The sequence below is a fragment of the Streptomyces glaucus genome (assembly GCF_039533365.1).
In the GTDB taxonomy this organism is placed as follows: Bacteria; Actinomycetota; Actinomycetes; order Streptomycetales; family Streptomycetaceae; genus Streptomyces; species Streptomyces glaucus.
The window spans coordinates 16,201-36,009 of the sequence record NZ_BAAATK010000038.1 but is presented as its reverse complement, the minus strand read 5'-3'; the positions used below and the strand labels follow the sequence as shown (position 1 = coordinate 36,009).

16 protein-coding genes are annotated in these 19,809 nt (G+C 74.6%); 9 read left to right on the top strand and 7 right to left on the bottom strand.

Annotated elements, in window-relative coordinates; genetic code table 11:
- Window positions 1–193: 193 nt before the first annotated feature.
- From ABD363_RS24155 to ABD363_RS24145, 3 genes are all read right to left on the bottom strand, one after another.
- On the bottom strand, window positions 194–721 hold the full coding sequence (locus ABD363_RS24155; protein WP_344607035.1) for a hypothetical protein: 528 nt from the start codon (window positions 719–721) through the stop codon (window positions 194–196).
- 479 nt (window positions 722–1,200) lie between these two features.
- Complete coding sequence (locus tag ABD363_RS24150) at window positions 1,201–1,731, bottom strand: 2'-5' RNA ligase family protein (RefSeq protein ID WP_344607033.1); 531 nt, start codon at window positions 1,729–1,731, stop codon at window positions 1,201–1,203.
- 106 nt (window positions 1,732–1,837) lie between these two features.
- The gene (locus tag ABD363_RS24145) at window positions 1,838–2,434 is read right to left on the bottom strand and encodes a hypothetical protein (RefSeq protein ID WP_344607031.1); all 597 of its coding nucleotides are present in this window, start codon (window positions 2,432–2,434) and stop codon (window positions 1,838–1,840) included.
- A 404-nt stretch (window positions 2,435–2,838) separates the two neighbouring features.
- Between ABD363_RS24145 and ABD363_RS24140 the strand changes: the two genes are divergently transcribed.
- From ABD363_RS24140 to ABD363_RS24115, 6 genes are all read left to right on the top strand, one after another.
- The gene (locus tag ABD363_RS24140; RefSeq protein WP_344607029.1) at window positions 2,839–4,872 is read left to right on the top strand and encodes a glycosyltransferase family 2 protein; all 2,034 of its coding nucleotides are present in this window, start codon (window positions 2,839–2,841) and stop codon (window positions 4,870–4,872) included.
- 277 nt (window positions 4,873–5,149) lie between these two features.
- Window positions 5,150–6,646, top strand: a complete 1,497-nt coding sequence (locus tag ABD363_RS24135) for a Y4yA family PLP-dependent enzyme (protein WP_344607027.1) — start codon at window positions 5,150–5,152, stop codon at window positions 6,644–6,646.
- Window positions 6,643–7,980 (top strand): pyridoxal-phosphate dependent enzyme, encoded by a 1,338-nt coding sequence (locus ABD363_RS24130; protein ID WP_344607025.1) that lies wholly within the window; start codon window positions 6,643–6,645, stop codon window positions 7,978–7,980. Before ABD363_RS24135 ends, ABD363_RS24130 begins: the two co-directional genes overlap by 4 nt.
- Window positions 7,977–9,203 (top strand): aminotransferase class V-fold PLP-dependent enzyme, encoded by a 1,227-nt coding sequence (locus ABD363_RS24125; RefSeq protein WP_344607023.1) that lies wholly within the window; start codon window positions 7,977–7,979, stop codon window positions 9,201–9,203. Before ABD363_RS24130 ends, ABD363_RS24125 begins: the two co-directional genes overlap by 4 nt.
- A gap of 81 nt (window positions 9,204–9,284) precedes the next feature.
- The gene (locus tag ABD363_RS24120) at window positions 9,285–10,085 is read left to right on the top strand and encodes a class I SAM-dependent methyltransferase (protein ID WP_344607021.1); all 801 of its coding nucleotides are present in this window, start codon (window positions 9,285–9,287) and stop codon (window positions 10,083–10,085) included.
- Between the two features lie 189 nt (window positions 10,086–10,274).
- Window positions 10,275–10,577: a hypothetical protein gene (locus ABD363_RS24115; RefSeq protein WP_344607019.1), complete on the top strand. Its 303-nt coding sequence runs from the start codon at window positions 10,275–10,277 to the stop codon at window positions 10,575–10,577.
- A 184-nt stretch (window positions 10,578–10,761) separates the two neighbouring features.
- On the opposite strand, the gene ABD363_RS24110 is transcribed toward ABD363_RS24115, so the two are convergent.
- Window positions 10,762–11,367 (bottom strand): DinB family protein, encoded by a 606-nt coding sequence (locus ABD363_RS24110; protein WP_344607017.1) that lies wholly within the window; start codon window positions 11,365–11,367, stop codon window positions 10,762–10,764.
- Window positions 11,368–11,681: 314 nt separating this feature from the next.
- Here ABD363_RS24110 and ABD363_RS24105 point away from each other — a divergent pair, with 314 nt between their 5' ends.
- Both ABD363_RS24105 and ABD363_RS24100 read left to right on the top strand, forming a co-directional pair.
- On the top strand, window positions 11,682–12,113 hold the full coding sequence (locus ABD363_RS24105) for a spore-associated protein A (RefSeq protein WP_344607015.1): 432 nt from the start codon (window positions 11,682–11,684) through the stop codon (window positions 12,111–12,113).
- A 433-nt stretch (window positions 12,114–12,546) separates the two neighbouring features.
- Entirely contained in the window at window positions 12,547–15,576 is a 3,030-nt protein-coding gene (locus ABD363_RS24100) for a glycosyl hydrolase (protein ID WP_344607013.1), read from the top strand.
- A gap of 288 nt (window positions 15,577–15,864) precedes the next feature.
- On the opposite strand, the gene ABD363_RS24095 is transcribed toward ABD363_RS24100, so the two are convergent.
- On the bottom strand, window positions 15,865–17,268 hold the full coding sequence (locus ABD363_RS24095) for an MFS transporter (protein WP_344607011.1): 1,404 nt from the start codon (window positions 17,266–17,268) through the stop codon (window positions 15,865–15,867).
- A 469-nt stretch (window positions 17,269–17,737) separates the two neighbouring features.
- Between ABD363_RS24095 and ABD363_RS24090 the strand changes: the two genes are divergently transcribed.
- A complete protein-coding gene (locus ABD363_RS24090; RefSeq protein ID WP_344607009.1) occupies window positions 17,738–18,310 on the top strand; it encodes a hypothetical protein in 573 nt (190 codons plus the stop codon).
- Here ABD363_RS24090 and ABD363_RS24085 read toward each other — a convergent pair.
- Together ABD363_RS24085 and ABD363_RS24080 are read right to left on the bottom strand one after the other, a co-directional pair.
- On the bottom strand, window positions 18,297–19,046 hold the full coding sequence (locus ABD363_RS24085) for a Rossmann-fold NAD(P)-binding domain-containing protein (RefSeq protein ID WP_344607007.1): 750 nt from the start codon (window positions 19,044–19,046) through the stop codon (window positions 18,297–18,299). The two genes, ABD363_RS24090 and ABD363_RS24085, sit on opposite strands and share 14 nt — an antisense overlap.
- Window positions 19,043–19,693 carry a CatB-related O-acetyltransferase gene (locus ABD363_RS24080; protein ID WP_344607005.1) on the bottom strand — a complete coding sequence of 217 codons (651 nt, stop codon included), beginning with the start codon at window positions 19,691–19,693 and terminating at the stop codon, window positions 19,043–19,045. The genes ABD363_RS24085 and ABD363_RS24080 overlap by 4 nt, the downstream gene beginning before the upstream one ends.
- Window positions 19,694–19,809: the final 116 nt, after the last annotated feature.

The following is a 19,809-nucleotide window of genomic DNA, read 5'->3' as shown; positions in this document are numbered from 1 at the left end:
CGTCGTCTGGGCCGGGCCGCGGGTCCGGCGGCTTGCCGGGGACCCCGGCCGGCGCCCGCTCCATGGGCTGTCGCCCAGGTCGGAGGGGGTATTACGGGACACCGGCGGGCCGCTGGGGCCCGCCGGCGCCGTGGACCGGCCCGCCGGATCGCCGTGGGCCGGTTTCAGGTCATGGCCTGATCCGGTGTGGCCGTCAGGAGCAGAGGACGCGCGTCTCGGGCGTGTGGACCGGGCCGCCGCTGGTGTTCGTGCCGTCGCTGAACTCGGCGTAGAAGTACGAGTAGAAGCCGATGTTGCCGTTGCAGCCGGAGTCGGCGGCGATCTGCAGCGTCAGCGTGACGGTCCGGCTCTGGCCGGGCGGGACGGGGGCGCCGTAGTTGGTGCCGAGGTCGGTGGGGCCGGTGCCGGAGCAGGCGGTGGGGCCGGCGGCCGTGGCGAGGCTGCACCCGGTGATGGCGTACTTCAGGTCGGGGCGCTGCGTGGTCAGCCAGGTGGGGTCGATGGTCTGGTAGACGAACCAGAGGTCGTAGGTCTTGTTGTTCGTCAGCGTCATCGACAGGTTCACGGTGCCGCCCGGCGTGGTGGTGGCGGTGTCGGTGGCGAACGTCAGCTCGGCGGGGGCGGGCTCGGCCGCGCTCGCGGAGGGGGCCAGGCCGAACACGGCGAGGGCGAGGGCGAGGACGGCGGTGAGGCCGAGACGTCTCATCAGGGGTGATCGCATGGGCCGGGAGGCTAGGCACGGGGCGGGCGCGGCGTCTTCCCCCGGGACGGTGCCCGGATCCGGGAACGGCCGAAAGCATGCCTCCCGCGACGGTGCGGCGGCGAAGGCGCGAGGGGCGGCCGCGGACGTGTACGCGCACGGTGGAGCCGGTGCGGCACACCGGCCCGGCGGAGGGGCCGGGCCCGGCGTCCCGGCGACACGGCGACGGCGGTATTGGCGTGTACCGGTCGCACCGCCGCCCCAGGGAGACGGACCGCGCCCGGTCCGCGGCACCGTGTGACGGCCCGGTGCGCGTGTGCCGCGGGGGAGCGGTACGGACGCCGGGGAACGGGTCGGCGGCCGCCCCGGACCGGCGGTGAGGGGACCGGCGCGGACGGCGGCGAGGGGACCGGCGCGGACGGGCCGTACCGCCCGCTCACCGCCGCCGGCCCGGCGCCCCGGGCGTGCCGCGCCCCCGGGCCGGCGCTGCCCGGCGGCCCTCACCCGGGCGGGAGCGAGGTGACCGTGCGGGTGAGCGAGTCGTAGACGCGTGCGGTGACGAAGCGGCCGTGCACGGGCTCGTGCAGGCCGGGCGGCAGAAGCCGGTCGTCCGGCGCGTTCCAGGCCGGCCGGCGGCTGCGGCCGAGCGTGATGTGCGGCTGCCAGGTCTCCGGCAGGAGCAGGGGGTGGTCCGGCGCGCATCCCGCGGCGAGGAGCACCTCGTGGACGGTGGCGTGCACGGCGAGGAGCTCGGGAACGCGCCGGACGCGCCAGGCGAGCACGTGCGTGCGGCCGGAGAAGCGCACGAGCCCGTCGAGCACGGCGGGACAGTCCAGAGCGCCCAGCCGCCCCCGCAGCTCCTCCTGCGCCGCCGGGGTCAGGGAGCCGACCGAGGCCAGGGTCAGGTGCGGCCGGTTCGTCGGGTGACCGTGGTGCCGCTGACTGGGCTCCCCCCGCGCGGCCAGGTGCTCCCAGACGCGCCGGACCTGCCGCTCCGTCTCCTCGTCGAGGAGCAGCTCGACCGTGTTCATCACCGCGCTCCCGGGAAGGCGCCGGACGGCCGCGGCGCGGAGCCGGGGGCGCCGCCCGCCGGGCACGCGGCGCGCGCACCGGGGCGGCAGGCCCCCCGAGGCCCGCTCAGCGCGAGAAACGCCAGTCGGGGACCGACGGCATGTGCGGCGCCATCGAACGGGCCCGCTGCCACATGCCCTGCGTCTGCGCGGCGTACCGCTGCTGTTCACCGTGCAGGGCGCCGAGCACCACGAGGCAGCCGGTCAGCGCCGGCACCGCCCACTGGGCGTAGGAGAGGTGGCGCTGGGCCTTGTCGGTGTCGATGGGGTGCTTGGCCGCCTTCTCGGCGTCCTTGGGGTCGTCCGAGGAGGCCAGCTCGATCTTCTTGCCGAGGATGCGCGAGTAGGCGGTGGCGGCCAGGGCCGCCCCGGTGACGACGGTCTTGGCGAGGGTGGCGGCCGCCGCGCCCTGCTGGGTGGCGACGCGGGGAGCGTCCGAGGCCAGCATGCCGCCGCTGCCGAACAGGTGCAGGCCGATGGCCGCGGCGTTGACCGGTGTCCACTTCGCCCAGCCGGCCGAGGAGATCCGGGCGGTGGCCGCCCGTGTTCCGCCCTCGGTCTCGGCCGCGCCGTTGAGGCCGACGGCACCCATCAGAGAGCCACCGAACCACGCTGCCAGCCCGATGTCGTGCAGGCTGCGCATGAGGGTGTTGCGTTCGGACATGAGGAACTCCTTCGCAGACGGTGAGCCGGTGGTGAAACCGAACAGCGGGCGTGTTCACCGTCGCCCGCGGACGGGCGGCGCGCCATCACGACTGGTACGAACGGGGCACTCCCCGGCGCTGGGACGCGGGCGGAGCGGCCCCGCCGCAGCGCCCTCCTCGGCGTCCCGCCGGCCACGGCGCGCCTGGGCGGACGCCGCGTTCCGGCGACGCCTCCCGCCGGACGGGCATCCGGCCGCGCGGGTGATCCGCCCACCCCGATGGCGCAGCGGGGCACCGCACCGGCGGCGGCCGGCTCCGGCCGCGGCGCAGACTCGACGGGACCGCCGAGGAAGCCGAGGAACGAGGACAGCGGCCGGCGCGGCCCCCCGCGGCTCCGCGCAGCCCCACCGCCCCGGGAGTCGCCATGGCCCGCACGGACCCTCCCCGCGTCAGCGTGATCATCCCCGCCTACGACTCCATGCCGGAACTGACCAGGTGCGTCACGTCCGCCATGGAGCAGACGATCGGCCTCGACCGGATCGAGATCATCGCGGTCGACGACGGTTCGACCGACGGCACCGGGGCCGAGCTGGACCGGCTCGCCCGCGGCTGTCCCGCCCTGCGCGTCGTCCACCAGCCCAACAGCGGGGGAGCCGGCGGGCCCCGCAACACGGGCCTGGACCTGGCCCGCGGCGACTACGTCTTCTTCCTCGACTCCGACGACTACCTGGGGCCGGACGCGCTGCGCCGCATGGTCGCGACGGCGGACGAGAACCGCACCGACGTGGTGCTCGGCAGGATGGTCCCGGTGGGCGGACGGGCCGTCCCCACGGCCGTCTTCTCGCACAACCAGCCCCGGACCGACGTCTTCTCCTCCCACGCCTACCGCACCCTGGGGTGCTGGAAGCTCTTCCGGCGCTCGCTCATCGAACGGCTGAACCTGAGGTTCCCGCCGTACCGCAACTGCGAGGACAAGCCGTTCACCGCCGCCGCCTACCTCAACGCCGACGGCATCTCCGTGGTCGCCGACTACGACTGCTACTACTCGCGCGACCGGGGCAACGGCAACAACCTCACCCGCACCGCCGCCGCCCTCGCCGACCGCATGGACGGCACCCGCCTGTGCTTCGAGACCGTCGCCCGCTACCTGGAGCCCGGCGCGCGCCGGGACCGGATCATGCGCCGCCACGTGGAGTGGGAGCTGTGCGGCCCCCTGCGGGCCCTGCTCCCTCTGGAGGACGAACAGGCGGCGCGCGAGCGCTTCTACCCGCAGTTCCGGCACTGGGCGCTGACCTACGTGACGGAGGGCGTCTTCCGGCAGATCGCCCCGCCCGACCGGCTGCTGGTCCACCTCCTGCGCGCGGACCGCTACGAGGACCTGATGGAGGTGGCCCGGCACGCCGAGGAGGACGCGGCGCGCGGTCACGTGGTCGACGAGGGCCGCGTCCACTGGAACCATCCCTACTTCCGGGACCCCGCCAAGGGTGTCCCGGACGCCTGCTTCGACGTCACGAGCCGGCTGCCGGTCCACCACGACCTGACCGCCCTGGACTGGCGGGACGACGGCGCCGTGCTCCACCTGGCCGGCCACGCCCGCATCGAGCACGTCGCCACCCGTGATCCCGGCACCCGTCTGATCCTGCGCTCCCGCGACGGCACCCGGCCGGACGTCGGCGTGCCCGTGACCGCCCGCACCGTCACGGACCTGCCCGGCGACGGCGCGTACGACAGGGCCGGCTTCACCGTCGACGTGGACCTGCGGACGGTGGACGCGGGCGCCCCTCTGGGCCACGGCCTGTGGGACCTCTTCCTGGACGTGCGCGCCCAGGGAGTCAGCCGGACCGTCAGGCTCCGCCGGCCCCGTGCCGAGGGGGACGGCACCGGGACCGCCCCGCCGTGGCGGGAGACGGCCTTCGTCGCCCGGCCCGGGCACCGCCCCACCGTCGCGCGCCTCCTCCCCACCCCGGACGGGAACCTCGGCCTGGAGGTCCGGCGGGCCGGGCACCGGGCGGCGCGGGCGTGCCGCGTGACCGGGACCGCCTGGGACGTGTCCGCCCCCGGCACGCTCGTGGTCACCGGACGCCTCACCGGTGACGCCGCACGCGGCCCGGAACCCCTCGCCCTGTGCGCCGAGCACGACTCCGGCGCGGTGCGCGCGCTGCCCGTGCGGTGCACGCCGGACGGCCGCCCCGCCGATTTCACCGTCCGGCTGCCGGTCGGGAAACTCCCCCCGGGACGGTGGACGCTGACCCTCCGCGCGCGCGACCCGGACGACCGGGCACCCGTCCCGCGCCTGGACGGGCTGGCCGGCACCCGCTGGTTCCGCGCGTCCCGGCTGGGCCGCCCCTACTACGCCAAGCCGCTCGCGGGCGGTCCGGGGAAGACGCTGGTGCTCCGGGTGGCGCCGGTCCGGCTGACGGCGGCGCTCCGCCGACGGCTGGGAACACGCCGCGGGTGACCGGCCGGCCGCCTGCCTCCGCCCCGGTCGCCCGCGTGCGCGTCCGCCCGCGCCGCTCCCCCGTCCCCGGGCGCGCCTGCCGCCTCCTTCCCCCGCCGGCCGCGTGCCCGTTCCGCGCGCCGCCGGCGGCGAACGCCACGCGCCCCCGCGCCTTCGGGGGCCGGCGCGCGGGCCCGCGCCCGCGGCCGGACGAGGCTTAGCGGCGCGGGTACGTGGAAACGACTACTCCCGAACGACTGCCGCAGCGGCGGCCGGTCGACACGGGGAGGGGTCTTACGTGGATGTTCCCTTGTACCTGAGGCCGCGGGTGGAAGAACCGCTCGCCTCGCTCCTGGGGGACGTACCGTTTCTGCACTCGCTCGTCGACGCGCTGGGGTCCCCGCTCAACGTGCTGCTGCCCGAGGCCGTCGCCGAGAACGCCCGCCGCTTCCGTTCCGTCTACCGTCGCCACCGTCTCCAGGGGCGGGTGTACTTCGCGCACAAGGCGAACCGGTCCAGCGCCCTGGTGCGCAGGCTGGCGGCCGAGGACCCGGCCGCCGTCGGGGTCGACGTCGCCTCGCCGGGGGAGCTCCGGCACGCGCTGAGCTGCGGCCTCACCGGGGACCGGGTGATGGCCACCGGCCCCAAGGACCCGGAGTTCCTGTGGCTGGCGGCCCGGGTGGGGGCGACGGTGAACCTCGACTCGCCCGGCGAGCTGGAACAGCTGGCCGGCCTGGTGCGCAGGCACGGGCTGGGCCGGACCGGTGTGCTGGTGCGCCTGTCCGCGTTCGAGCCGGCCGCCGGGCACGGGGGAGCGGGCACCCGGGTGCTCTCGCGCCGCAGCCGCTTCGGCACCCCGCTGCGGGACGCGGAGGCGCTGCTGTCGGCTCTCGAACGGCACGCGGACGCCGTCGAGCTGACCGGCGCCGCCTACCACCTGGACACCACCGGCGTGGAGGAGAAGGTCCGGGCCCTGGAGCAGTGCGTGCTGTTCCTGGACGCCTGCCGGGCGCGGGGCCTCGCGCCGCGTGCCGTCGACATCGGCGGTGGATTCGGCGTCGGCTACGTCGCCGACGCGCAGGAGTGGGAGCGCTGGACCACCGCGCTGAGCGAGGCGGTGCTCGGCGGCCGCCCGCCGCTGACCTGGCGCGGTCACGGCTACGGACTACGCAACGAGGGCGGCACGGTGCGCGGGGCGGCCGCGCTGTACCCCGGCCACCGTCCCACCGCCGGCCCCGGCTACCTCGACGAACTGCTCTCGCTGCCCGCACCGGTCCTGGGCCGCCCGCCGGCCGACCTCCTCCTGGACCACCTGCACGACCTGTACATCGAGCCGGGCCGTTCCCTGGTCGACCAGTGCGGGCTGTCGCTGGCACGGGTGCTGGACGTACGGCCGGCGGGCGAGGAGCCGGACCGGTACCTGGTGCGCCTCGGCATGAACGCCGGGGACGTCGGACTGGAGGAGCACGGCGTGCTCGTGGATCCCGTGCTGCTGCCGCGCGGCGGACCGGGGGAGGACGGGGAGGGCCCGGTCGGGGTCTTCCTCGCCGGCAATCTGTGCCTGGAGGCGGACCTGATCACCCGGCGGCTGGTCTTCCTGCCGCGGCTGCCGCGCGTGGGCGACCTGCTGGCCTTCGCCAACACCGCCGGTTACGCGATGGACTTCCACGCGCACCACGCGCAGCGGCAGCCGCTGGCACGGACGGTCGCGGTGGAACAGGAGGGCGGCTCCTGGCGCTGGTGCCTGGACGAGGACTACTGGCCGATCACACCCTCGGGGGGAATGCCCGCATGAGGTACGACAGCATCACGGAAGCCATCGGGAACACCCCGCTGGTGCGCATCGACCCGGCCGTGCACGGGCTGCGCACCATCGACCTCTACGCGAAGCTGGAGATGCTCAACCCGTTCGGGTCCGTCAAGGACCGGCCCGCCTGGCACATGGCCCGGCCCCACCTGGAGGGCGCGGCCGGCGGAGGCGGGACGGTCGTGGAACTGTCCAGCGGCAACACGGCCAAGGCCCTCGCCCTGCTGGCCGGCATGCACGGGCTGAGGTTCAAGAGCGTCACCAACCGGATGCGCGTCCCCGAGATCAAGGAACTGCTCCTGCTCCTCGGCGCCGAGATCGAGGAGCTGCCGGGACGCAGCGAGTGCCTCGACCCGACCGACACGGACGATCCGCTGACCCACTTCCACCAGGCGCTCTCCGAGCCGGGGAACACCTACCTGCACACCGACCAGTACTTCAACCCGCGCAACGTCGAGGCGCACGCGGCGGGCACCGGGCCGGAGATAGTCAAGGACCTCGACGGGCGGGCGCCGGACTGGTTCATCGCCTGTGTGGGCACGGCCGGTTCGTCGACCGGCGTCGCCCGGGTCCTGCGCGAACACGACCCGGAGGTGCGGGTGCTCGGCCTGGTCGCCCACAAGTCGGACTTCATCCCCGGCATCCGCACCATCGACGAGGTTCACCAGGTCGGCCTGTTCGACCCGGCGACGTACGACACCATCGAGTCGGTGACCTCGGACGAGGCCATCGACGGGATGGTCACCCTCATCCGCCGCTGCGGACTGCTGTCGGGGCCGACCGGGGGCGCCGCCTACCAGGGGGCGGTACGGCATCTGCGGAAGGCCGACACGGAGCCGGTGGAGCCGGGACGCCGCCGGACGGCGGTCTTCATCGTGTGCGACCGGGCCGAGAGTTATCTGAGCTACGTGCGTCAGCGCCGCCCGGAACTCCTGGGCCGGACGCGCCGGACGCACTCCGTCCCGGTTCCCACCGACGCCGAGGCGCGCTCCCAGGCCCGCGTCATCGGCGTCGGCGACGCCCGGAGCTGGATCGCGCAGGGGGACCCCCGTCCGCTCGTCGTCGACCTGCGCAGCCCGCACGCCTACGCCGCCCTGCACATCGAGGGCTCGGTCAACATCGCCGACGAGCTGTTCGAGGAACTGCTCCGGGGCGGGCTCCCGTTCAGCAAGCGGACGCCGGTCCTGCTGGCCTGTCCCGTCGGCGAGAAGTCGCTCCGCCACGCCGCGCTGCTGACCCGGATGGGGCACCCCGACGTCCGGAGCCTGGCGGGCGGAATCGTCGCCTGGCGGGACGCGGGCGCACCGCTGGTGCGCGCATGAGCGCGGCCCGCCCGCTCCCCGGGACGGAGCACGACGCGCAGGCGCTCTGGCAGCGGGAGCTGAGGGAGCAGTTCCCGATCGTCACCGCCCATCCGGAGCTGGCGTATCTCGACAGCGCGGCGACGTCCCAGAAGCCGCGAGCCGTACTGGAGGCCGTCCAGGCCTACCTCACGACGTCCAACGCCAACGCGGGCCGGGGAACCTACCCCTGGGCCAACCGGACCACGGAACTGGTGGAGGGGACCCGGGAGCGGGTCAAGGCGTTCCTGGGCGATCCCGAACCGGACCGCTCCGCCGTCCACTTCACCAGCGGCACCACCGAGGGCCTGCGCACCGTCGCCCGCGACTGGCTCGTTCCGTACCTCGCCGACGGCGACGAGATCCTCGTGCCGTTCGCCGACCACCGGGCCAACCTGGATCCCTGGCTCGAGGCCCGGCGGCTGCTGGCCGAGCGCGGCGTCGACGTCCGCGTCCGGGCGCTGCCGTACCAGGCGGTCTCGGGCGACTACGACCACCGTTCCCTCGGCGAGGCCGTCGGACCGCGGACCCGGTTCGTGGCCGCCACGCACGTCCACCACGTCTACGGCGGTGACATGAACGTGCACCGCATCCGCGCGGCGGTCGGCCCGGACGTGCCGATCTGCCTGGACGCGGCCCAGAGCGTCGGCCACCTGCCCGTCGATCTCGGCGACCCGGCGCTCGACGTCGACTTCGTGGTCTTCTCGGGACACAAGGCGATGGCCCTGCCCGGGACGGGAGCGGTGTGGGCGCGCAACGCGCGGGGTCCGGTGTTCCGGCCGGCCGGCTGGCAGGGGACGCCCAACACGGTGGGCATCGTGTCGCTGCGGGCCGCGCTCGACTGGCTCGACGCGGCCGGCCCGGACCGGATCGCGCGCTGGACGGCCGCTCTGACGACCCGGCTGACCGACCGGCTGCGGCACCTCGGTCCGTACGAGGTCCTCGGCTGCCCCGCCAGCCTGGCCGCCGACTCCGCGCTTCCCGCGGCCCAGCGCCGGCACGGCATCGTCACCTTCCGGCACCGTGACATCCCGTCCGACGACCTGGGCTTCATCCTCTTCAGCCACGGTTTCATGGTGCGGGCCGACAGTCTCTGCCAGGCCGGCGCGGACGACGGGGACGGGTCGGTGCGGGTGAGCCTGCACGTGTACAACACGGCGGAGGAGGTCGACCGTCTGCTGGCCGTGCTCGCGTCGCTGACCTGAATGGCAACTGATAACCGTTTCCACCTGTAGATTCGGCCGTGTCCGCGCACAGGTGAGAGACGGAAGAGGTGGCGCGACCAGATGGGCGTGAGCATGGCGACGGCCAGGACGTGGGTGGAGCGCTGGGAGAGGCAGCAGGAGCGCTACGCGGTGGCCCGGGAGGAGCGGTTCACCGTGATCGCGGACGTCGTCGAGCACGTCACGGCCGGCCGCCCCCGGCCGCTCCTGCTCGACCTGGGCTGCGGCCCCGGTTCCCTGGCCGCCAGGCTCGCCGGCCGCCTGCCGGGCGCGGAGGTCGTCGCCGTCGACATGGACCCCCTGCTGCTGGAGCTGGGGCGCACCCATCACGCCGACGCCGCCCGTTACGTCGACACGGTGATCGGCGAGGAGGGCTGGACCGACGCCCTCGGCCTGGACCGCCCCCTGGACGCCGCCGTCTCGACGACGGCCCTGCACTACCTCCCCGAGCCGGTGCTGCGGGACACATACCGCCGTCTCGCCGCCCTGCTGCGCCCCGGCGGCGTCCTGGTCAACGGCGACCACTTCCCGCCGGACGAGGCGCCGTGCGCGGCCATCACCGCGTACGTGGGGCGCCGCCGCGCCGAGCGGACGGGCGGCCTCGCCCACGAGGACTGGCAGTCCTGGTGGGCCGCGGCGGCCCGGGACCCGGAACTGGCCGACCTGTGCGCGGAGCGCGAGCAGCGCCGGACGGCCTCCTCGGGGGGCGGGGCCGGCGAGGGCCTGACGGCGGGCCGCCACGCCGCGTTGCTGCGGCAGGCGGGTTTCCGCCACGTCACGCCGGTCTGGCAGTTCGGCGACAGCGTCGTGCTGGTGGCGGTCAAGGGCGACTCGCCCGAGGAGGACGCCGCCGGTCTGCCGTGAGGCCGCGGCGGCCCCGCCCGCGCCCGGCCCGGTGTGCGCCCCCGGGCCGGTCGCCCGCGGGCACGGCCGCCTCGGCCGCCCGCGTCCGCTGCGCGTGCGCGGGGGCCGCCGCCGTCCTACGTTGAGGGGGTACGCGGCGGTGGCCGCCGGACGGGCGGCCGCCCGGACGATCCGCACCGGGAGCACACCATGACGTCCGCCACCGGGCACCCCACCCACCAGGACCACGGCCATCGGCACGAGGAGGGCTGCGGGCACGTCGCCGTCCCCCACGAGGGCCACGTCGACTACGTGCACGACGGGCACCTCCACCGCCATCACGACGGCCACGTGGACGAGTGCGCCACCTCCGGCCACGCGCCGCACGAAGGCCACGACCACCAGCACGAAACCGGCTGCGGGCACGTCGCCGTCCCCCACGGGGACCACGTCGACTACGTGCACGACGGCCACCGGCACGCCGCCCACGCGGACCACTGGGACGACCACTGAGCCGCCTGCGGGCGCCCCGCCCGGCGCCGTGAGCGGTTTTCCGCCCAGCGCCGTGAGCGGTTCCCCGCCCGGTCCGCCGGCCGTGCCGCCGCCGGCGAGCGGTAAAGACCCGCGCCCGGCGCGGGCCGAGGACCGTGACCGGCGGAGACGTCATCCGCCGTCCCGCGCCGCGGCCGGCCGGACGTCACCCGCTGTCCCGGCTGATCCGGCCGGCTTCCCGCGCCGCGCGCTCCAGCCGGCCTCGATGCTTCTCCCACCACTCCGGGCCGCCCGGCGCCATGCTGTCGTTGCCCTTGCTCATCCCCACGGCGCCGTCCGTGAGTTCCCGGATGATGTCGGCGTGGCCGGCGTGCCGGTGCGTATCGGCGATCACGCGCACCACGGCGTGATGCAACGTCACCTCGTCCCTGCCGCTGGGCCACCACGGCACCTTGCCGATCGTGTCCAGCGCCAGCGCGTCGATCGTCGCGTCCGCGTGGGCCCACGCCCGGCGGTAGAGGTCCACGATGTACTCGCGTGACTCGTCGGCGGTGGCCCACATGTCCGCGTCGGACTCGGCGGCGTCCTCGAGCCAGGGCAGCGGTTCGCCGGACGGCCGTCCGAAGGTGTCGCCGAGATAGCCCAGTTCCACGCCGGCCGCGTGTTTCACCAGACCCAGGAGGTTGGTGCCGGTCGGTGTCGACGGGCGGCGGATGTCGTACTCCGGGAGCCCCTCGAGCTTCCACAGCAGGGCGTCGCGGGCGGACTGCAGATAGAAGCGGAGATCGGCCTTGGGATCCGATGCGGTCATGGGACCAGTCTGCCGTTCGCGTGATCTCCGTCCACCGCTTTCGGCGAACCGGACCACCCGGTGCGGCTGGAGATGAGGCGGTGCCGACGACGTGACGATGTCGGCGACGTGGCGGTGGGAGCGACGTGGCGGTGGGAGCGACGTGGCGGTGGGAGCGACGTGGCGGTGGGAGCGGCGTGGCGGCGGTGACAGGACAGTGACAAAAGCTTCCACAACCGCCGCGGAGGTTCCCGGGTCTCATTCCACGTGAGCGGTGAGCGCCCGCGGACCGGGTGTCCGCCGCACACGTCGACCGTCATCACAGGGGGAAGAACATGAAGTTGTCCCGTCGTACGACCGTCACCGCCACCGCGCTCACCGCCCTGACCCTGGGCGGCACCGTCGCGGCGACCGCTCCGGCAGCGGCGGCCCCGGCCGCCGCGACCGCCGCCTACAACGGCGTGTGCGGCCCGGGTTACCAGGTCATCGACGCCACGCCCGTCGGCAGGGTCGGGACCGTCTACGTCACCTGGAACGGCTCCACCGGCAAGAACTGCGCCGTGACCATCCGCAACACCCCCGGCGCGCCGGTCTACATGGCCGTCGAACTCAACGCCCTGGTCGGCCACGAGACCACGCCGGACCGCGACAACGGCCAGTACACCACGTACGCGGGCCCCGTCTACGTGGACGGCCGCGGCCTGTGCATCGAGTGGGGCGGCGTCATCGGCAACGCCGGGGGCTACGACTCGGGACACTGCGGCTGACCCGGCCGCCGGATCCGCCGGCGCTCCCGCCGATCCGCGCCCGAGCCGGATCGCTCGCTGCTCCCGGCCCTCGCCCGCCGCCCCGTCGCCGCCGGCGGGGAGCCGTTCCCCGGGCTTGCGGGGCCCGTGCGGGCGCTGTGTGCCTCCGGGCCCGTGCGGGCACTGTCCGGGCTGGTGGGGCCGGTGGCGCCGGTGGGGCCGGTCGGCCGCCGGCCCGGTCCGCCGTCCTTCCGCCGTCCGGGTGCGGTGCGGACGCGGCCCGCGGCGCGGACCGGAGGCGGACGGCGGAAGGTCGGGCGGCGGCCGCCGCTAAAAGGCCCCCCTTGTCGCTGTCGGAGATCTTGACGCGCCTGTCACGGCGGACTTAGCGTTCCGGCGTTCACCATGATTGAAACGATTCAATCATGTCACGGTACAGCTTGGGGCGGAAATCATGCACGAATCCCTCTCGCAAGGGCGCGGGACCGGACGCCGCACGGTGCTGGCGGCCGGACTGGTCGCGGGGGCCGCGGTCGCCCTCGGGCCGGCCCGCACGTCGGCCGCGTCGGCGGCCGCCTCGGCTCCGGCCGCGCCTGCGGCCACCGGCGCCGCCCTCGACGCCGACTGGTTCGGGCGGCCCGCCCGCGCCGTCCGCCCCAAGTTCCGCTGGTGGTGGCCGGACGGACTGGTCGACCCCGACGAGATCGCCCGTGAGGTCGACCAGATGGCCGACGCCGGCTTCGGCGGGGCCGAGATCGCCGCCGTGCACCACAGCGTCAGCGACCCGTCGGTCCTGGACACCGCCCGCCACGGCTGGGGCAGCAGGCCGTGGCGGGAGGGCGTCGAGGCCGCCCTGCGGCGGGCCGCGCGCCGCGGGCTCACCATCGACCTCACCCTCGGCCCGAGCTGGCCCGCCGCCGTGCCCGGCGTCACCCCGCAGGACGACGCGGCGGCCAAGGAACTCGCCTACGGCAATACCCCGCTGGCCGGGGGCGCGACCTTCAGCGGCCCGGTCCCGGCCCCGGTGCACGCGGCGGCCCCCGGCGTCACGGGGCAGCGGCTCCTCGCCGTCCAGGCGGCGCGGGTGAACACCGCCCACTCCACCCGCAAGGAGACCGGCCTCGACGCCGGCTCCGTCACCGACCTGACCGACCGCGTCCGCGACGCCACCCTCACCTGGACCGCCCCCGCCGACGGCGACTGGGTGGTGATCTCCTACTGGCAGCGCGGCTCCGGCCAGCAGCCCGAAGGCGGCCCGCACTCCCTGCCCGCCGCGTACGTCGTCGACCACTTCGGCGCCGCCGGCACCGCCGCCCTCACCCGGTTCTGGGAGGACCACCTCCTCACGCCCGGCCTCAGGCAGCTGCTGCAGGCCGCGGGCGGCGCCTTCTTCGAGGACTCCATCGAGCTGGAGACCGACGGCCTGCAGTGGACGCCGGGGCTGCCGAGGGCCTTCGAGGAGCACACCGGCCGGCCGCTCCTGCCGTACCTGCCGGCGATCGTGCTCGACAACGGCAACCAGGTCTTCGCCTTCGAGGCGGAACTGACCCGGCAGGTCCGGCACGACTTCTGGGAGACCGTGTCGATCCTGTTCAACCGCCACCACATCGGCGCGCTGCGCGACTGGTCGCACGGCCTGGGCATGGCGCTGCGGTCACAGCCGTACGGCCTGCAGACCGACTCCATCGCCTCCGCCGCGCTCCTGGACATCGCCGAGGGCGAGTCGCTCGGCTTCAAGAACCTGGACGACCACCGCTGCCTGGCCGGCGGCCGGGACATGGCCGGCCACCGGGTGCTGTCCTGCGAGGCGGGCGCCTACAACGGCACCGCGTACAGCACCACCTGGGACCGGATCCTGCGCACCATGGGCGGGGCGTACGCGGCGGGCGTCAACCAGACCGTCCTGCACGGCTTCTCCTACGCCACCGTCCCGGGCGTGAGCTGGCCCGGCTTCGCCGCGTTCAGCCCCTACAACGGCGCCCCCGGCTACGGCGAGTCGTGGGGGCCCCGGCAGCCCGCCTGGCGGCACGCCGAGGACGTCTCCGGCTACCTGGGGCGCGTCCACCGCGTCCTGCAGGCCGGCACCGCTCGGGCGGACGTGGCCGTGTTCCGGCAGACCGGGTACTCGGCGACCGGCATCGGCGCCTCCTGGTTCACCGCGACCGGCGTGCCGCTGGGCTGGACCCACCAGTTCCTCAGCGGTCCGCTGCTCGACCTGCCCGGCGCCACCGTCCGCGACGGCCGGCTCGCCCCGGACGGCCCCGCCTACAAGGCGCTGTTCCTGGAGGGCGACTTCTTCCACGGCTCCGCCCCCACGCTCGCCCTCGCGGACGCCCGCAAGCTGCTGGCGCTCGCGAGGGCGGGCCTGCCGATCGTCGTGTACGGTGCGTTCGACGCGGCGCTGACCCCCGGGGTGCCGGCGGCCGGCGAGACCGCGCGGCTGCGGGGTGTGCTGGAGGACCTCCTCGCGCTGCCGGGCGTCCGGCACGTCACCGACAAGGCCCGGGTCGGCGACGCCCTCGCCGAGCTGGGGGTGACGCCCGACGTGCTGCACGGCACGTCCTCCACGCTGCTGAACGCCCACCGGGTCACCGCCGACGCCGACTTCTACTACCTGTGCAACGGCAAGCACGCCGAGACCGTGAAACCGGCCGTCGCGCGGATCGACCACGAGGTGACGCTGCGCCGCTCCCACGGCGGCACGACGGTGCCGTACGTCCTCGACGCGTGGAGCGGCCGGGCCGCACGCCTGGCCCGCTACACCGACGACGGCGACTCGGTCACCCTGCGGGTGACCCTGGAGCCGGGCGAGACGCTGATCGTCGCGCTGGCGAGGCCGGGATCGTTCGGGGACCGCAACGGGGCCCGGCCGCACGCCGTGGCCACCGACGCCGGCCAGGCGCTGTTCACCGACGCCGGCCTGGTCGTCCGCGCCGAAGCCGCGGGCACCTACACCACGCGGCTGTCCCGGGGCCGCACCGTCGTCACGGAGATCGGCGAGGTGCCCGGTCCCCTCACGCCCGAGCGCTGGACGCTGGAGGTGGAGGACTGGCGGCCCGGCGACCGGGCGACGAGCACCCGGACCGTCACGCACACGCTGACCCTCGACGCCCTCCTGCCCTGGTCCCGGATCGCGGAGCTGGCCGACGCCGGCGGCATCGGCCGCTACCGCACCACGGTGACCCTGCCCGCCACCTGGAGCGCGGACCTGGGCGCGACGCTGGACCTCGGCCAGGTGAGCGACACCTGCCGGGTCAGCGTCAACGGCGTCCGGGCGGATCCGGTGGACCGGCTCCGTCCCGTCCTCGACATCGGCCCGCTGCTGCGGCGCGGCACCAACACCGTCGAGGTCGAGGTCGCCGTCCCGCTGATCAACCGGTTGCGCGTCACCGATCCCGCGGTGTTCGGCACGACGGCCCGCCAGGCCCACGGCCTGGTGGGCCCGGTGCGGCTGGTGCCGTACCGGCAGGCGCCCGTGAAGTGAGACGGTCCCCGCGGGGACGAGCCCGGCCCGGTCTCCTCGGACCGCCCCTCGGCGGTCCGAGGAGACCGGGCCGCGGCAGCGCGTGCCGCCCGCGCCTTTCCCGGTCGTTCCCCGGCATGTCTGTGGGCCGCCCCCGTCACGGGGGCGGCCCACAGACATGCCGGGGAACGGTCCGCGTCGGCCGGCCCTCGCAGGTGCTCCGGCGGGCAGCCCCCGGCCCCGTGGCGGGGACCGGGGGCGCGTCGCCGTGGGGGACCCGGCGCCCGGCGGCGGCGGACGCCGGCCGGATCAGGAGGCGACCGCGGTGCGGGCGCCGTCGCCGGCGGAGGCGGTCTCGCCGTCGTCCAGGGAGACGTCCTTGGTCTCCTTGCCGAGCAGGAGCGCGGTCAGCGTCAGCACCGCCATCGCGGAGAGGTAGACGCCGACCAGCCACGGCGAGCCGTCGCCGGTCTCCCACAGGGCCACCGCGATGAACGGGGCGACGGCCGCCCCGAGGATCGAGCTGACGTTGTACGAGATGCCGGATCCGGTGTAGCGCACGCTGGTCGGGAAGAGCTCGGGCAGGAGCGCGCCCATCGGGCCGAAGGTCATGCCCATCAGCGCGAAGCCGAGCACGAGCCACAGCACCACGCCGAGCGTGCCCAGGCCGATCAGGGGCACCCAGACCAGTCCGAAGACCACGATCGCGGCGGTGATCCAGATCAGGGTGGTGCGCCGTCCGTACCGGTCGGCGACCGGGCCGGAGACGAGGGTGAACGCGGCGAAGAACAGCACCCCGAAGATCATCATCAGGACGAACGTGGTGTAGCTGTAGCCCAGACCGGGCACGGCGGCGTCCTTCGCGGTGCGTCCGTAGCTCAGCGAGAACGTGGTCATCAGGTAGAAGAGCACGTACGTCGCCAGCATGATGAAGGTGCCGAGGATCAGCTGCTTCCAGTGGTCGCGGACCACGGTGGCCAGCGGCAGCTTCTGCACCTTCCCGGCTTCGCGGGTCTTGGCGAAGACCGCCGACTCGACGAGCCGGGACCGCACCCACAGGCCGATCACGACCATCACGGCGGAGAACAGGAACGGGATGCGCCAGCCCCAGCTGACGAAGGCGTCGGAGGGCTGCGTGGGGTCGGCGCCCGCCGCGGACGGCAGCAGCGCTCCGATGATCAGGAACAGGCCGTTGCCGATGATGAAGCCGAGCGGGGCGCCCAGCTGCGGGAAGGTGCCGTACAGGGCGCGCTTGCCGCTGGGCGCGTTCTCGGTGGCGACCAGCGCGGCGCCGCTCCACTCGCCGCCGAGCGCGAAGCCCTGCGCGAGCCGCATCAGCACGAGCAGGGCGGTGGCGATCCAGCCGGCCTGCTCGTAGGTGGGCAGGACGCCGATGAGGAACGTGGCGATGCCCATGGTCAGCAGCGAGACCACCAGCGTCCGTTTGCGGCCGAGCCGGTCGCCGAGGTGTCCGAAGACGACGGCCCCGATCGGGCGGGCGACCATCGCGGCGCCGAAGACCGCGAACGACGACAGCAGCGCCGTGGTCGGATCACCGCTCGGGAAGAACAGGGAGGGGAAGACCAGAACGGCGGCGGTCGCGTAGATGTAGAAGTCGTAGAACTCGATCGTCGTGCCGATGAGGCTGGCGATGAGGACGCGGGACCGCGAATTGACGGGTGTCTGGGGTGAGCCGGTGGCTGGTGCGGGCATGTTCGGTCTTTCGCGCGAGGTGGAGATCGGTCGCCGAGGACCCGGACCGCCGCACGCGTCCCCCTCGCCGAGGACCGTGCGAACTGTACGGGCACTGCGATGATCCCAGGCGTCTTATTTTACGGAAAGTGAATATCACCATGTGAGACGCCGTGGATCGTCCCCGATCACGGTCGGCACCGGCCGGCGGGGCCGGTCGCACACCGGCTCACGGGCGCGCCCTCGCACGCCGACGGGACCGCCCGGCGGGCCCTCGCGGCCGGAACGCCCGCCCGGGGCCGGTCCGGCCGAGCCCACACGGCGCCGCCGGGAACCGTCGGCTCCTCCGCCGCGTGGACCGCGGTGACGACAGGGCGGAGCGCACGACTCGCCCGGACCCCGCCGCGGATCCGAGCACCGCCACTACTCAGTCGATCTTTGAGTACGTCCGCTCATGAGGGCGTTCGGAGGGCTTCCTACCGTGAGCCGCATGCACACGGACACTCCCGCCGCCGGCACCTCGACCGCGCACAGCAACCGGTGGTTCACCGGCTGCGCCGTCGCACTGCTGGCGTTCTTCGTGCTGATCGGCCTCGGTGCCCTGGCCCTGGCCGAGTTCGAGAAGAGCCTGGACGGCCACGGCCAGCTGGAACAGGACCCCCACCCCTTCGGTCCCGGCGCGACCGCCCGCTACGAGGACGGCCTGGAGGCCGCCGTCAGCGCACCGCACCGGGAACCCGACGGCACCTACCGCTTCACGGTCACCTACGACAACAGCACCGAGGAGGAACTGCTGCCGGGCGGCACCAGCAGCCCGGGCCCCGCCCCCCTCGTCGTCCGCGAGGGCGAGCTCTATCGCGACCACGCCTCCGGCTACTCCCTGGAGTGGCTGAACCAGGACGAGGCCGTGTCCGCCCTGATGCCGCCTCTCGGCGCGGACGACACCCGCACCGTCCCCGTCCACGTCAGGCCGGGCGGGGAAGGAACCCCGGTCCTCGTGGAGGTCACCCCGCCGAGCGCCGACTACCGGGAGACGGCCTACTTCCAGCTCACCCTGGATTGAGCGCACCGATCCCCGAGGGCCCGGCACGGGCGCGGGCGGGCCCTCCCCACCGGTCGCGAGGGTCTCGGGGCAACGCCGGGGCCGGCTTCCGGGCCGGGCCGGTGCCGGGGACGCACCCCGGCTTGCAGGCGATGACGTCGATCCCGGCGGGCAGCCGGCGCGCGTACTCGTGCACCGGGTGGATCGTGGCCGGCTTGCTCGTCGAGTACGCGGTGCGCCCGGCGGCCGTGCTCTCCGGCCGGGGGCAGGCGCCGGTACGGGCGAGGACGTCCGGGGACTTCCGGACCGGACCGGGCACCATGCCCAGGTTGTGCCCGAGGTCGCCGAAATGGGTGTCACCGGTGGTGACCACGGTGCGGGCGGGCGGGGTGAAGCGGTCCTGGAGCAGGCGGACGAACAGGTGGTGGGCGAGCACGCTGACCGTGAAGGCGGACTCGAACCCCTCGGGTCCCTCGGGCAGCGCGTTCGTGTACTGCATGCCCGCGTTGCCCGCGAAGCCGCGCAGCGGCGGCAGGCCACCGCGGCCGAGCCGGTCGCGGATCCCGGCGGCGGCCGACCGGACGCTCTCCAGCGAGCCGAGGTCCGCGGCGACGTGCGGGACCGCACGCCCCTGCGCGCCGAGTTCCGCGGCCGCCGGCTTCCCGCCGGCGCGGGCAGGCCCCTTCCGACCGCCGGTGCGGGCGGGCTGCCGCGGCAGCCCGCCCGGGCGGCCGGAGAGTCTCCGCGGCGGCGTCATCCGCGAGGCGCGTCCGGGGCGGCGGCCTCCAGGTCGGCGACGGTGCCCGTCATGATCGTCCGCACGTGCTCGGTGATGTGCTCCACCGGCCAGTGCCACCAGGCCACCGCCAGCAGCCGGGCGATGTCCTGTGCGCCGTACCGGGTACGGATGAGGCGCGCCGGGTTGCCGCCGACGATGCCGTAGTCGGGTACGTCCGCGGTGACCACGGCGCCGGAGCCGATGATCGCGCCGTGCCCGATCCGCACACCGGGCATCACGGTCGCGCCGTACCCGATCCAGACGTCGTTGCCGACGACGGTGTCCCCTCGGTTCGGCAGGTCGGTGAGCAGGTCGAAGTGCTCGGACCACGAGCCGCCCATGGTGGGGAAGGGGAAGGTCGAGGGGCCGTCCATGCGGTGGTTGGCGCCGTTCATGATGAACCGCACCCCCGTGCCCAGCGCGCAGAACCTGCCGATGATCAGTTTCTCGGGTCCGTAGTGGTAGAGCACGTTGCGTGTCTCGAACGCGGTCGCGTCGTCCGGATCGTCGTAGTAGGAGTACTCCCCGACCTCGATCAGCGGGGACGTCACCAGCGGTTTGAGCAGCACTACCCGCGGCTGCCCGGGCATCGGGTGGAGGACCGTCGGATCGGCGGGGACAGGCATGGCGGGAGTTTCCTCAGCGGTCGGGGGCAGTGACCGGTCCATGATCGTGGCACTGCGCTGTCCGGGACACCGATTTGTCACCCGCGCCCTCCCGCCGGGACCGGATCCGGCCCCGG